Origin of the sequence: Paenibacillus sp. NPDC057934, assembly GCF_042887565.1 — a bacterium.
GTDB lineage: Bacteria > Bacillota > Bacilli > Paenibacillales > Paenibacillaceae > Paenibacillus_AQ.
The window spans coordinates 257,028-269,779 of sequence record NZ_JBHVPB010000008.1 but is presented as its reverse complement, the minus strand read 5'-3'; the positions used below and the strand labels follow the sequence as shown (position 1 = coordinate 269,779).

The 12,752-nt window shown below is 50.9% G+C and carries 12 protein-coding genes and 1 riboswitch; of the genes, 8 read left to right on the top strand and 4 right to left on the bottom strand.

The window, feature by feature from the left end; genetic code table 11:
* Nucleotides 1–22 precede the first annotated feature (22 nt).
* Genes ACFVRY_RS19800 through ACFVRY_RS19790 form a run of 3 tightly spaced genes read right to left on the bottom strand, consistent with a single transcriptional unit; the run spans nucleotide 23 to nucleotide 2,678 of the window.
* Nucleotides 23–1,567 carry a hypothetical protein gene (locus ACFVRY_RS19800; protein WP_387502015.1) on the bottom strand — a complete coding sequence of 515 codons (1,545 nt, stop codon included), beginning with the start codon at nucleotides 1,565–1,567 and terminating at the stop codon, nucleotides 23–25.
* A complete protein-coding gene (locus ACFVRY_RS19795) occupies nucleotides 1,564–2,295 on the bottom strand; it encodes an ABC transporter ATP-binding protein (protein WP_387502013.1) in 732 nt (243 codons plus the stop codon). The genes ACFVRY_RS19800 and ACFVRY_RS19795 overlap by 4 nt, the downstream gene beginning before the upstream one ends.
* Complete coding sequence (locus ACFVRY_RS19790) at nucleotides 2,295–2,678, bottom strand: GntR family transcriptional regulator (protein WP_387502011.1); 384 nt, start codon at nucleotides 2,676–2,678, stop codon at nucleotides 2,295–2,297. The genes ACFVRY_RS19795 and ACFVRY_RS19790 overlap by 1 nt, the downstream gene beginning before the upstream one ends.
* Nucleotides 2,679–2,947: 269 nt before the next feature.
* Nucleotides 2,948–3,125: riboswitch (cyclic di-AMP (ydaO/yuaA leader) on the top strand.
* 114 nt (nucleotides 3,126–3,239) lie between these two features.
* On the opposite strand from ACFVRY_RS19790, the gene ACFVRY_RS19785 reads away from it, so the two are divergent.
* Together ACFVRY_RS19785 and ACFVRY_RS19780 are read left to right on the top strand one after the other, a co-directional pair.
* Complete coding sequence (locus ACFVRY_RS19785; protein ID WP_387502009.1) at nucleotides 3,240–4,577, top strand: TrkH family potassium uptake protein; 1,338 nt, start codon at nucleotides 3,240–3,242, stop codon at nucleotides 4,575–4,577.
* Between the two features lie 14 nt (nucleotides 4,578–4,591).
* Nucleotides 4,592–5,257 (top strand): potassium channel family protein, encoded by a 666-nt coding sequence (locus ACFVRY_RS19780; protein ID WP_387502008.1) that lies wholly within the window; start codon nucleotides 4,592–4,594, stop codon nucleotides 5,255–5,257.
* A gap of 68 nt (nucleotides 5,258–5,325) precedes the next feature.
* Here ACFVRY_RS19780 and ACFVRY_RS19775 read toward each other — a convergent pair whose 3' ends face one another.
* Nucleotides 5,326–6,228: a LysR family transcriptional regulator gene (locus ACFVRY_RS19775; protein WP_387502006.1), complete on the bottom strand. Its 903-nt coding sequence runs from the start codon at nucleotides 6,226–6,228 to the stop codon at nucleotides 5,326–5,328.
* A gap of 440 nt (nucleotides 6,229–6,668) precedes the next feature.
* Here ACFVRY_RS19775 and ACFVRY_RS19770 point away from each other — a divergent pair, with 440 nt between their 5' ends.
* The 6 genes from ACFVRY_RS19770 to ACFVRY_RS19745 all read left to right on the top strand — a co-directional run bounded on the left by ACFVRY_RS19770 (nucleotide 6,669) and on the right by ACFVRY_RS19745 (nucleotide 12,731).
* Nucleotides 6,669–7,334 (top strand): succinate dehydrogenase cytochrome b558 subunit, encoded by a 666-nt coding sequence (locus ACFVRY_RS19770; protein WP_175371362.1) that lies wholly within the window; start codon nucleotides 6,669–6,671, stop codon nucleotides 7,332–7,334.
* A 110-nt stretch (nucleotides 7,335–7,444) separates the two neighbouring features.
* On the top strand, nucleotides 7,445–9,190 hold the full coding sequence (gene sdhA, locus ACFVRY_RS19765) for a succinate dehydrogenase flavoprotein subunit (RefSeq protein ID WP_387502004.1): 1,746 nt from the start codon (nucleotides 7,445–7,447) through the stop codon (nucleotides 9,188–9,190).
* Nucleotides 9,191–9,376: 186 nt separating this feature from the next.
* Nucleotides 9,377–10,141, top strand: a complete 765-nt coding sequence (gene sdhB, locus ACFVRY_RS19760; protein ID WP_066376509.1) for a succinate dehydrogenase iron-sulfur subunit — start codon at nucleotides 9,377–9,379, stop codon at nucleotides 10,139–10,141.
* A gap of 227 nt (nucleotides 10,142–10,368) precedes the next feature.
* On the top strand, nucleotides 10,369–11,157 hold the full coding sequence (locus tag ACFVRY_RS19755) for a DUF3891 family protein (protein WP_387502003.1): 789 nt from the start codon (nucleotides 10,369–10,371) through the stop codon (nucleotides 11,155–11,157).
* Nucleotides 11,158–11,199: 42 nt separating this feature from the next.
* Complete coding sequence (locus ACFVRY_RS19750) at nucleotides 11,200–12,105, top strand: metallophosphoesterase (protein ID WP_387502001.1); 906 nt, start codon at nucleotides 11,200–11,202, stop codon at nucleotides 12,103–12,105.
* Nucleotides 12,106–12,173: 68 nt separating this feature from the next.
* Entirely contained in the window at nucleotides 12,174–12,731 is a 558-nt protein-coding gene (locus ACFVRY_RS19745; protein WP_387501999.1) for a GNAT family N-acetyltransferase, read from the top strand.
* Nucleotides 12,732–12,752 lie beyond the last annotated feature (21 nt).

Below are 12,752 nucleotides of genomic sequence, written 5' to 3'. Positions count from 1 at the left end.
AGAGGGGCCTGTTTTTATGATTTTAATGTTTCTTTCTGACCATTTCATTGCTTTGAGCGATAACGAGGTGTAGATATCTGGCCCCAAGAGGGAGGCAGGCCGCGGCAAGCGGCAATCCGATCAAGGTTACCCATCCAAGCAGCAGCCAATTTGGCGACTGTCCGATTTGTATATTTTCCGGGAGCAGGGTATGATTCACAATCGTTTGTTGAAGCGCAATGATCATATACAGCGGAAAGATCAGTGCGATCAATATCTTTGACTTCATCAGATAATAGCTGATTTGCAGCAGGCAGAGGGACAGGATGAGCATCAGCGTTGATGTTAAGAAGATGTATGCAAACCAATGCAGATAATCAGTAACAGAAGCGAAATGGGCTCTTCCTCCTGCGAGAGCTGCCCCGATTCCAGCCAGAGTGGCTATGCTCAGCATCAGATGTAGGCGAAGGACGGTGACCCCTGTTGCGAAGATACTAGATGTTATAAGCAGCAGTCTAGGATGTGGAAAAGAGAGGCGCCAATTCAGCTGCTTGTGCTCGACCCCGCTTTTGCACATGATCCATATGGAAGCTACCAGTACAGGCAAGATAAATAGCATCTTGGTCAGAGTCAGTACAAACTGATCGTCTTCGGGGAACAGGTAGAACAAGATAAACGTTCCAGCAAGGACGGCTCCCTTGATCACCTTAATGGGTATTAATCCTTCAACATATTGCAGGCGGCTGCGCTCCAGTTGATACAGTGCCTGGAATCCGGAAGAACGTCGGTACGATTTCACAGTGTTCTGCTCTTTAACAAATGGAAGCTGTACGGCCAGGAAATTGTAGCGGATCTCACTCATTCTTTCGAGACCAGCCTTGGCAATCCAATGAATCAGCATGTAGCTCAGAGGCCAGCCAATCAGCAGAATACCTAGCGTATACAGCAGTATATAGGACGGATTCAGGTATTGTAATGGCTCACCGTTCAAAGCAGTGGAATTCAAGTATGTGGCCAAAGCCATCAATGGAGACAGCCATAATAGTGAAAAGGGGACGAGCAGCAGCAGCTTCCAGCCCATAAGAATGGTTCCTGCCAGCAATCCGCATACGATGGCGAGCGGAAAGATGGAAGCCATAAAGAGTGCATGAGCGACTACTGTCAGGACGAGCTCTTTGAGCAGAAGGTGCTCATAGTGTCCTGTCAGGTTGAAGAGTACATACAGTCCGATATTAGAAGCGATAACGATGGAAGCAAGATACAATCCATGCTTAAACAGGCTGATCGCCTTGGCATACAGCAGAAGCGTGCGGGAGTGCGGGAAATTCAGAATCCACTCCCGGCTACTATGGACTGTAAACAACAGCATATCCACTGAAGAAAGATACATAACGATCCCTATCATAAGAATGGTGCCTGCTGTAAAGGGACCTTGCAGAGAAGGCTGTCTGCTATGAAAGAGATACCATCCGATACCCAAGAGCAGAGTGAATAGCGCTACAGTAATCCCCCAAAAAGATTGTCTGCCCCATTTATACGGATTATAGCGGCTATACTCCAGATCTGTTAATGCTCTAAGCGTTGTCATGCGAACACTTCCCTGTAACGGGATTCAACGGACTGACCGGACTTACGGAGCTGTTCCACATCCTCAACACCTTGAATCCGTCCGTTACCGATTAGAATGAGGCGGTCAAACAGTAGCTCCATTTCCCGGATATCATGCGTAGCAATAAAAAAGGTACGCTCACCATCAGCCATCTCGCCCACAACTGTGGACGCAATTTCCTCTCTGGAAATAAGGTCCACGCCAGTGAAGGGCTCATCGAGTATGACTAACGGAGCTTTGCGGGACAGGCAGGTCAGCAGTTGCAGTCTGGCTTCTTCCCCGCGGGATAAGGTTGAGATACGGGATTCCCTCTTAACGGAAAGCTGACCCATTAGCTGCTCTGCCTTCACATTGTCCCAATCGGGATATATGCCTTCAGCAAAGTGAAGCCAGCGCCCTACAGTCAGCCATCCAGGCAGGCTGCTGCGGTCCGGCAGCAGGGATAATTGTCCTAGACGCTCTACACCGGCAGATTCGCCGAAAATCTTCACGGAGCCGGAGTCTGGTGTAGCCAGTCCGGTGATCAGACGTAATAGGGTAGACTTACCCGCACCGTTAGGACCGAGCAGTCCCGTGATACTGCCTTGGGGAATATGGAAACTTACGTCGTCCAGAATTGTTTTTTTCCTCGCGTGGAGGGTTAGGTTCTGACATTGCACGGCGGCCGTGTGTTCTGGCAGTGCAGAAATATCGTTATTCATACGCATCAAGATTCCTCCTTATCAAATTGCAGCATCTGCTCAACTGATAGCCCCAGGCTGTCACCCGCAGCTTTAAATTGTCGCACGGCCTCCAGGATCATTTCCTTGCGGGCCTCCCCGATGACATCCTGTTCTCTCGTAACAAAGGTACCCTGTCCACGATAGGTGACGATCAGGCCCATTCGCTCCAGCTCCTGATAGGTTCTTGCAGCTGTAGTGGGATTCACGCCTCGGTCGGCGGCCAAGTCCCTGACTGATGGCAGACGCGAGCCAAGTGGGATGAGACCAGTAACAATCCGGCCCCGGATGGCTTCGACGAATTGTTCATAGATGGGACGCGAGGGATTGATCTGAAATTGCTGTGGCAGCAGCTCCAAAGATTCTTCCATGTCTACCCCCTAGTAGGAATAATGTGTATGGGTATGGATCATACACTTGTTGTATGTAGTGTATCATTTCTCACCATACAATTTCAAGGTTTAAAAGTTCTACGTATTCATGAAACCGTGAAAAACGATGCAATCACAGGCAAGTCACGGAAAAGGAATGAGAACAGGGTCTCCTGCGTTCGCGGTCTCTCTTTAAGACATTATTTTATCCAAATATACTTAATAGTGTCTTTGTGATGTCAGGACAGAACGTATATAATTTGAATGCAATTAGATATAAGCCGAATTTCAATTGAAAACGGGGGAACCATAAGAAGTGAAAGGTGCTTGCAGACGTAAGTTTGAGCGCCGATCTTCAGGGGTGAATTTCGTTCCGGGAACGAATAGGGCAGCCTGCAGCCGCCCGAATCCGTCAGCTAACCTCGTAGGCTTCAGAACACTGCAGGAACCAAGGGGTAGAGGCATTGGTGTTCCAGTGCTTTTTTTGTTTGGCATTCTAATGGCATACACCGTCAATTTATTATAGTGAGAGGTGAGGATTTGGCTCCGCCATTCCCCAAGTTGAACCGTTTCACAATATTGAAGCTTTCCCCGCCCCAGACGCTGGTACTCGGTTTTGCGGCGATTATTTTGATTGGCACGCTGCTGCTGATGCTTCCGGTTTCCAGTCGGTCGGGACATTCATTAAATTTTATAGATGCGCTATTTACAGCAACTTCTGCTACCTGCGTTACCGGGTTGGTAGTCGTGGACACCGGTACGTATTTCTCCCTTTTCGGGCAGACCGTCATTATGCTCCTGATTCAGGTTGGCGGCCTGGGCTTCATGACGATGGCAACGCTCTTTGCTCTGGTGTTAAAGCGGAAAATCTCGCTGCGCGACCGGCTTATCCTACAAGAGGCCATGAATCAGAGCTCGATGGAAGGCATTGTACGGCTCATCCGCCGAGTACTGATCTATTCACTCATGATCGAGGGGAGTGCGGCACTGCTGCTGTCGATACGCTGGGCGTTTGATATGCCGCTCGGCAAGGCGATTTATTTTGGACTGTTCCACTCCATTTCCATGTTCAACAATGCAGGTTTTGACCTGTTCGGGCATTACAGTAGCCTGATGGGATATGTAAATGACCCTGTAGTGAATCTGATTGTTATGTTCCTGATTGTCACTGGTGGCCTTGGATTTATCGTAATTGCCGATATCGTCGATTACCGGCGCAAGCGCAGGTTGTCGCTGCACAGCAAGGTTGTATTATCCACAACCGCAGCGTTGATTTTGGCGGGGACGCTCGTGATTTTTGTATTTGAATTTACGAATCCGCGGAGCATGGGCTCCTTGAACATTGGCGGCAAAATACTGTCTGCATTCTTCCAGTCTGTCACACCCCGTACAGCTGGGGCTAATACGCTGGATATTTCCGGGCTGCGTCAGGCCACGCAATTTTTTATTGTGATTCTAATGTTTATCGGTGCTTCTCCCGGTTCTACCGGTGGCGGGATCAAAACAACGACTTTTACGCTCATGATTGGTGCCGTAATCTCTATGTTGCGTGGGCGTGAGGATATTGTATTCTTCCGTTACCGGCTGGCGCAGGAGCGGGTGTTCAAAGCACTGACCATTACCTTGCTCGCTCTCCTATTGATTGTCACTGTATCTATGGTGCTCTCGACGACCGAGGGACGCGACTTTTTAGAGATTCTGTTCGAGACGACATCGGCTTTCGCGACTGTGGGGCTGAGCATGGGATTGACGCCGGAGCTGTCGTTAGTTGGCAAAATCCTCATCTGTTTCACCATGTTTGCTGGCAGGCTGGGACTATTAACGCTGGCCTACGCACTTGGTCCAAAACAGGGTAAACCATTGTATCAGTATCCGGAAGGCAAAATGATTATTGGATAAGGAGTTATCGGGAGATGAAACCACAGCAATTTGTAGTAATTGGGCTGGGACGGTTCGGTTCAAGCTTGGCGCTTGAGCTGATGGATATGGGCTATGAGGTGCTCGGCGTGGACCATCTGGAAGAACGGGTGGAGGAGATGAGTGACAAGCTCACCCATGCGGTGATGGCGGATGCCACAGACGAGGGCATTTTGCGTTCGCTCGGTGTCAGAAATTTCGACTGCGGCATTGTAGCCATTGGCGATAATATGGAGCGTAGTATTCTGACAGCCATTCTGCTGAAGGAACTTGGCGTCAAGCAGGTGGTAGCCAAAGCCATATCTATTCTTCATGGACGTGCTTTGACCAAGCTGGGTGTGGACCGGGTGATTTTCCCGGAGCGGGATATGGGGATTCGGGTGGCTCACCAGTTGGTTACTCCCAATCTGCTGGATTATATCGAAATATCCAAGGATTATAAAATCGTCGAGATGAATGTTCCATCGTGCATGGATGGTAAGAGTTTGTCTCAGTTGAATACCCGTGCCAAATACGGATGTAGTATCATCGCCATCAACAGGGAGAGTGGAATTATCGTCGCTCCGACTGCGCTGGATTCCTTGCATGAAGGTGATATTATGGTCGTCATCGGCTCCAATGAGGGTATTGATCAATTTGAGGAAGAAGCGGTTAACCTGTAATTATATATCCCAAAAACCCGTCTGCGGCTTGTCCGCAGGCGGGTTTTTTTAAGACCAAAGGCCTCTTCTCAATCGGCCAGCTTTGGCAGGAACACTTCTTCTGTCACCTGCACCAGTGACCGGGCAGCACCGCTGAGCCCACCGCCGTCTCGGTAGATCAGACAGGTCGTCCGCTGGGTCTGCTCCAACTCCTTGATATGCAGCGAGACGAGCCCGCTACCATTAAGCAGTTCGGGACGCAGATAGGATTTGGGCAAGAGTGCCGCGGTCTTGGCCGTCGGCAGCAGCCGGACGATCGCCTCGAAAGAATCAATTTCCATACGCACATCGGGATCAATACCGCAACGCTGGAACAGGTCGTCGGTCAGGCGGCGGTACCAGGTTCCCTTCGAGAACAGGATCATCGGCAGGCGTGAGAGATGGTCCATGCTTAGCTTGGGCAGGAGCGTAAGAGGATGCTGACTGGAAACCACCAGGCGGAGCTGATCCTCGAAGAGCGGAATACAGCGTAGCCCAGGCTCCTGAATGGAGGAAGCAATAATCCCTACATCACACTTGCCCTCGCTGACCGAGGAGACGATCTCATGCGTCTTGCCAGTAATCAGCTTCAGTTCGGCAGCGGGATACTTCTCCATGTAGGTGTTGACCAGCGGCGGCAGTGTAGTCTGCAGCGTGGTCAGGCTGGCCCCCAGCGTAACAAGCTGAGGTTCGCCTTCTTTGAACTTTGAGAGCGCCTCCAGAAATTTGGATCGCTGCTGTCGCTGTTCTAGCGCATAGGTGTAAGCCAGACGGCCAACCTCGGTAAGTTCTAGGCGCTTGCCGTACCGGTTGAACAATGGGACACCGAGCCTCTCCTCCAGTTTGGAGATTTTGCGGGAAAGGGCGGGTTGTGACAGGTTAAGCTGGCGTGAAGCCCGGTTCAGGCTGGAATGCTCCACCACTGCCGCGAATATATCCAGATCGTCAAACATAGTGTCTTCCTCCCGTAATAATACAAGGTATGACTCTGTCAGGATTGTGCCTGATTCTGCCGGTATAAGAAGTGATAAAAAGCATAGAACAATTGAGGGCTGAATCACAGATAATTAGTGCTTTCAGGAATGAAAAGGGAAAAAAGTGCTGTAAATGATAATCATTATCATATAAAAAACATTCTTATGCATTAATTGTATAACGATTAATAATTATATTGCAATTCCCTTATAAGACAAAAAAGAGTAACATGAAAAGTGACACAAGATATTCACACTTTGTGAATAAATAATCAAAGTCCGGGAACACAAGGGATAGCGGCTTGCAAATCGGGAGATATCCTTTTTTCATGTCATCATGCGCTGTTTCAAGAAGTAGTCCCGGCGGTAAATGCTCATTAATGAAAACGCTGTTTTAATCGGAAAGGGGACACACCAGTATGAGAGGATTTTATTCCAGAAAGATTCATTCCTTGCTCGGCGTTATCCCGCTCGGGGGCTTTTTTCTTGAGCACATGCTGACGAATTTCTCGGCAGTTGAGGGTGGCGCTTCCGGTTTCACAGACAGTGTGCTGTGGCTGAACAGCCTGCCACTCGTCTTCTTCCTGGAATTGTTCGGTATATGGCTTCCCTTGCTGTATCACGGGGTATACGGTCTGTACATCGCCTACCAGTCGAAGCCGAACCTGAACCGTTTTAAGCTGGAACGCAACTGGCGATATACGCTGCAGCGGGTTACAGGCGTTATCACGTTTATCTTTATCGTCTGGCATGTGTTCGAGACCCGTTTCCAAGTGACGCTCGGCAATGTGAAGCATGAAGAGCTTGGCGGATTGATGCACAATATTGTAACTCAGCCGCTACTGCTTACATTCTACATCATCGCGATCGTGGCGGCGTCCTTCCACTTTGCTAACGGGCTGTGGTCGTTCCTGATCAGCTGGGGTATTACCGTCGGGCCGCGCTCGCAGCGTGTATCTTCCGTGATCTGCCTGGGGCTGTTCGTGATCGTAACCGTTATGTTCCTGGTATCGCTCGTTACTTTCCGTGACAGTGAGTTCCAGACAACTGCTACTGCTCTGCAATCATTGAAAACATTCATCTAAATTAAAGGTAGTCTTTCATATTTTCGGTAAGCGTGTGCTTTGGAAGCGGGTTTTGTACGAAGCTGATCGATGCGGCATATGCTGACAAAACTGTTAGGAGTGAACTTATCATGGCAACAGCAGACATCATTATCGTGGGCGGTGGTCTGGCCGGCTTGATGGCGACCATCAAGGCAGCTGAGTCCGGTGCGCATGTTCATCTATTCTCACTTGTCCCTGTCAAAAGATCACACTCTGTCTGCGCCCAAGGCGGCATCAATGGTGCCGTGAACACCAAGGGCGAGGGCGACTCGCCTTGGGAGCATTTTGACGATACGGTCTACGGTGGAGACTTCTTAGCGAACCAGCCGCCAGTCAAGGCGATGTGTGAAGCAGCGCCCGGCATTATCCACTTGATGGACCGGATGGGTGTCATGTTCAACCGTACGCCGGAAGGCTTGCTCGATTTCCGCCGGTTTGGCGGTACGAAGCGTCATCGGACGGCTTTTGCCGGAGCGACGACGGGTCAGCAGCTGCTGTACGCCCTTGACGAGCAGGTTCGCCGCTGGGAGGCGGAGGGTCTGGTTACTAAGAGCGAGAACTGGGAATTCCTCTCGGCCATTATTGATAACGACGGCGTCTGCCGCGGGATCAGTGCCCAGAATCTGAAGACGATGGAAATCGAGACTTTCCCGGCGGATGCAGTCATTCTAGCCAGCGGCGGTCCCGGCATTATTTTCGGCAAAACGACCAACTCTGTCATTAACACAGGTACCGCGGCCAGTGCTGTGTACCAACAGGGTGTGCATTACGCGAACGGCGAGTTCATTCAGATTCACCCTACGGCCATTCCGGGCGACGACAAGCTGCGGCTGATGTCGGAATCTGCGCGTGGGGAGGGCGGACGGATCTGGACTTACAAGGACGGCAAACCGTGGTATTTCCTCGAAGAAAAATACCCGGCGTATGGTAACCTGGTGCCGCGTGATATCGCAACTCGTGAAATTTTCAATGTTTGTGTGGATCAAGGTCTCGGGATTAATGGAGAGAACATGGTCTATCTCGATCTCTCCCACAAAGATCCGAAGGAACTGGACGTTAAGCTCGGCGGGATTATCGAAATCTATGAGAAGTTCATGGGCGATGATCCACGCAAGATTCCAATGAAAATCTTCCCGGCGGTCCACTATTCCATGGGCGGCATGTGGGTCGATTACAACCAGATGACGAACATTCCGGGCCTCTTCGCGGCAGGGGAATGTGAGTACCAATACCATGGAGCGAATCGTCTCGGGGCGAACTCGCTGGTATCCGCCATTTACGGTGGAATGGTCGCCGGACCGAAGGCAGTTGAATATATTAAAGGCTTGAAGAAATCGGTGCAGGATATCTCCTCTACCGTGTTCGATGGTTTCCACAAGAAGCAGGTCGATAAATATGAGTCCCTCCTGGGGATGTCAGGCAACGAGAATGCCTATGTCATCCACAAGGAGCTGGGCGAATGGATGACGGCCAACATGACGGTGGTGCGCCACAACACGAAGCTGGAAGCGACGATCGGCAAAATCAAGGAGCTCAAAGAGCGCTACCAGAATATCAACATGAACGATACGTCACGCTGGAACAACCAGGGTGTCGCGTTTACTCGCCAGCTATGGAACATGCTGGAGCTGTCCGAGGCGATGACGCTTGGTGCGCTGCTCCGCAACGAGAGCCGCGGGGCACACTACAAGCCAGAGTTCCCTGACCGCAACGATGAGGAGTTCCTGAAGACAACCAAAGCGGAGTGGACTGCGGAAGGCCCGCAGATTTCTTACGAAGCCGTGGATGTCTCACTGATCCCGCCGCGGATTCGCGACTACTCGAAGGACAAGTAAGCGCCGGCAAAGCCACTGCTTCAGAAGATTGACACTCATGCATGGGGGTAGCGGTAGGCTAACGGACGAATATCTGCAATTGTCAGATCAGCAGGCTCATGGACAGTTAACAAATAGTCCTATTGGTAGACCGTTAGTGAGATTCAAGAAACGTATACTTCACAACACTTTTAGGAGGTAACGATGATGGCGGAAACAGCCCAAGCTCCCAAAAACGTAAAGTTTGTTATCACCCGCCAGGATGATCCGCAAAGCTCGTCGTATACAGAGGAATTTGATCTTCCTTACCGTCCGGGGATGAACGTGATCAGCGCCCTGATGGAAATTCAGCGTAATCCTGTCAATGCCAAGGGCGACAATACGGTTCCGGTATGTTGGGATTCCAACTGTTTGGAGGAAGTGTGTGGTGCCTGCTCCATGGTCATCAACGGCAAGCCCCGCCAAGCCTGTGCTGCCCTGATCGATAATCTGGAACAGCCTGTCCGGATCGAACCGATGAAGACATTCCCTGTGGTGCGCGACCTTGTCATTGACCGCAGTCGGATGTTTAACGCGCTCAAGCGGGTAAAAGCCTGGATTCCTATTGACGGTACCTACGACTTGGGTCCGGGGCCGCGTATGCCTGAAAAGAAACGGCAGTGGGCTTACGAATTGTCTAAGTGCATGACCTGTGGTGTCTGCCTGGAGGCTTGCCCGAATGTCAATGCCAAGACCGATTTTATCGGTCCGGCAGCAATCTCTCAAGTACGGTTGTTCAATGCCCATCCAACGGGCGAGATGAACGCTGAAGAGCGTCTCGAGGCACTGATGGACGATGGCGGGATCGACGGGTGCGGTAACTCGCAGAACTGTGTGGCGGCTTGTCCGAAGGGCATTCCGCTGACAACTTCGATTGCCGAGATTAACAAGCAGACTACAAAACATATGTTCAAACGCTGGCTGGGTGTGTAACAGGCACTCTGCTAAGCAGTAAAGACAGCCATTCCCAGCCATCTGCTGCGGGGTGGCTGTCTGTTTTTTTAGCGAAAGGGTTTGAGCCTGCACTTTTTAGCGTAAATATCCATAAAGTCTATTATAAAAGCGCTTTCCTGCTGGGTTTATGTCATCATATCCAACTATGATATAATCATCATAGTTTATGTAAGCCAGAGAGCTGGAAGAGTTGGGGAGGAATAGATGTGATTTGTCGGGAGCAGGACGGAGCATTTGTGATGATGAAGCAACACGAGCATGGGGAATTGTCGGGTGTCCTTGCGGAATGGATCAAGGAAGAGCTCGGTCTTGGGAAGAACCGGCGGGAGGAAGTGCTGCGAGCGGTGGCCGAGCATGATCGGGGCTGGATTGATCTCGACGAGACGCCTTTCTGGAACGATGCGGCTGATGCGCCTTATACCTTCTTCGATTTCCCTTTAGTTCCGAAACTAACCTTCTATCAGCGAGGGCTGAACGAGATTGAAGCTGACACGCCATATGGAGCGCTGCTATGCAGCCTGCATTTCGATCGGCTGATTGATATATCCGGCGAGGATTATCCTGAACTGACTTTATACCAGGAGCATGAGAAGGCCCGCCAGGCCCGCATCTCCCTTGAGTTAGAGGCAACTGCTCCGATCGGGGAGAATGAACTGCGCTATGATTCCCATCTACTGCAGTTCTGTGACGATCTCTCGTTGTACTTGGGACTGAATAAACCCGGTAGTACACAAGCAGAGGGGCATCCATGGTGGCGTGAAGGGTTTTCGGGTAGTGAGGATTTTTCCTTTACTTCCGGACAGCGGATTACGGCGACATGGAAGGATGAGGGGACTTTGATTTTGAACCCGTTTCCATTTAGTCGGCAACTGGAGGTATCCTTCAAGCAGCGTCGTGTTCAGAAGTCGGTAATCAAGGAAAAGGGGATTGCCTCTGCATACAAGGAGGCGCCGGAGGAGGTAGTACATCTGGTGCTGACTGGCCCGAAGCAATAAGGTGAAAATCCGGAGGTAACTAGCCCGAAAGGAGAATACCCTATGAACAAAAGCTCGTCCGGGGTTCCTCCCCTTGAAGGTACAGATAAGAATGATACCCAGCACCAGCGGCCCAAAATTACCCGTCGTCAGTTCCTGGCTCGCGGCGCGGCAGCCGTTGTAGGCGCAGGGCTGCTGACCGGTGGCTATTCTTGGCTAGCTGAGCCGCGCTGGCTGGAGGTGACCCAACTGGAGTTGCCTCTGGTTGGGCTACCGGGAGCTTTTGCAGGCCTGAAAGTGGTGCATTTCAGTGACACGCATCTGGGTTTTAACAAGGATGCTAGTGATATAACCCGTCTGGTTAGTCATATCAGGAAGGCTGACCCGGATCTGATTTGTTTTACCGGTGATATTGTGGATAGCAATCCCGGCGACTTGACGGAATCTGTACCTGTGCTAGCTGAGCTCAAGGCTCCCCTTGGCAAGTATGCGATTCTGGGCAATCATGATTACAAGAATACGGACAAAGTAACCCAATTGCTAAAATCTGCGGGATTTCAGGTGCTGCGCAATGAATCTATGCTGATCAAGCGTGGCGGTGCGATAATGGCTATCACCGGACTCGATGATTTGTTGCATGGCAAACCGGACCCAGAGGCAGCGCTGCAAGGCGTTCCACCGGGGACCTTTACGCTGCTACTAATGCATGAACCGGATTACGCCGATACGGCGGAGGACTACCCCTTCCATCTACAGTTGTCGGGGCACAGCCATGGCGGGCAAATCCGCCTGCCAGTGGTTGGTGCGCCGTTCACCCCCTATGGATCGCTTAAATACATATCCGGATTATATTACACGGAGAACAAGCGAATGCCGGTCTATGTGAACAGGGGTTTTGGAGAGACTTATATGCCGTTCCGGCTGTTATGCAGACCCGAGCTTACGGTGTTAACTTTGCGTCAGACTTGAGCCAAGGAGTAAGGAATGAATCAGAACACAATGATGCATAGCTTTCGATCGAGGAGAGTGGAGAGTAAATGAGTCCCTATGAGACCCTGAAGCTGCCCCATCAGAACGGGACGGCAATAGAACTGCGGCCCATGTCGTCGGAGGATGCCCGAACTTTGCGGATGCTGCTCTCTCATCCACAGGTCAAGCCGCATATTGTGATGCGCCCGGGAGGGTCGCAGCCTGCCTTTATGGATAAGTTGATTAACCGAATGCTGTACGCTATTGATCCTAGTGCACTACATACCGGTATCTATAGACGCGGACAGCAGGAGCTGGTGGGGACCGTTTCTTTGCAGAACTGGAATCGGCAGGAGGGCAGAGCTATTCTGGGCTACATGGTTGATCCAAAGTGGTGGGGACATGGTTACGCTACAGAGGCAGTGGGGCTATTGTTGAACTATGGATTTCAGGAGCTGGGGCTGAAGGTAGTGGAAGGCCGATGCCGGGGGGACAACACGGGTTCCGAGCGGGTTATGCTAAAAAATGGCTTGCAACTGGAGCGAACGGTGCCGATTGTAGCTTCCGGAGGCGATGTAATGAAAGTCTTTAGGCTTTGTTACACAAATGAAATAATGCCGTTATAAAACTCTAACAGTGTCCGGTTA

What these genes read in the sequence shown, in the direction of transcription:
- ACFVRY_RS19800 (WP_387502015.1), bottom strand. Translation starts at nt 1,567, where the DNA reads ATGACAACGCTTAGAGCATTAACAGATCTGGAGTATAGCCGCTATAAT.
- ACFVRY_RS19795 (WP_387502013.1), bottom strand. Translation starts at nt 2,295, where the DNA reads ATGCGTATGAATAACGATATTTCTGCACTGCCAGAACACACGGCCGCC.
- ACFVRY_RS19790 (WP_387502011.1), bottom strand. Translation starts at nt 2,678, where the DNA reads ATGGAAGAATCTTTGGAGCTGCTGCCACAGCAATTTCAGATCAATCCC.
- ACFVRY_RS19780 (WP_387502008.1), top strand. Translation starts at nt 4,592, where the DNA reads ATGAAACCACAGCAATTTGTAGTAATTGGGCTGGGACGGTTCGGTTCA.
- ACFVRY_RS19775 (WP_387502006.1), bottom strand. Translation starts at nt 6,228, where the DNA reads ATGTTTGACGATCTGGATATATTCGCGGCAGTGGTGGAGCATTCCAGC.
- ACFVRY_RS19770 (WP_175371362.1), top strand. Translation starts at nt 6,669, where the DNA reads ATGAGAGGATTTTATTCCAGAAAGATTCATTCCTTGCTCGGCGTTATC.
- sdhA (WP_387502004.1), top strand. Translation starts at nt 7,445, where the DNA reads ATGGCAACAGCAGACATCATTATCGTGGGCGGTGGTCTGGCCGGCTTG.
- sdhB (WP_066376509.1), top strand. Translation starts at nt 9,377, where the DNA reads ATGGCGGAAACAGCCCAAGCTCCCAAAAACGTAAAGTTTGTTATCACC.
- ACFVRY_RS19750 (WP_387502001.1), top strand. Translation starts at nt 11,200, where the DNA reads ATGAACAAAAGCTCGTCCGGGGTTCCTCCCCTTGAAGGTACAGATAAG.
- ACFVRY_RS19745 (WP_387501999.1), top strand. Translation starts at nt 12,174, where the DNA reads ATGAGTCCCTATGAGACCCTGAAGCTGCCCCATCAGAACGGGACGGCA.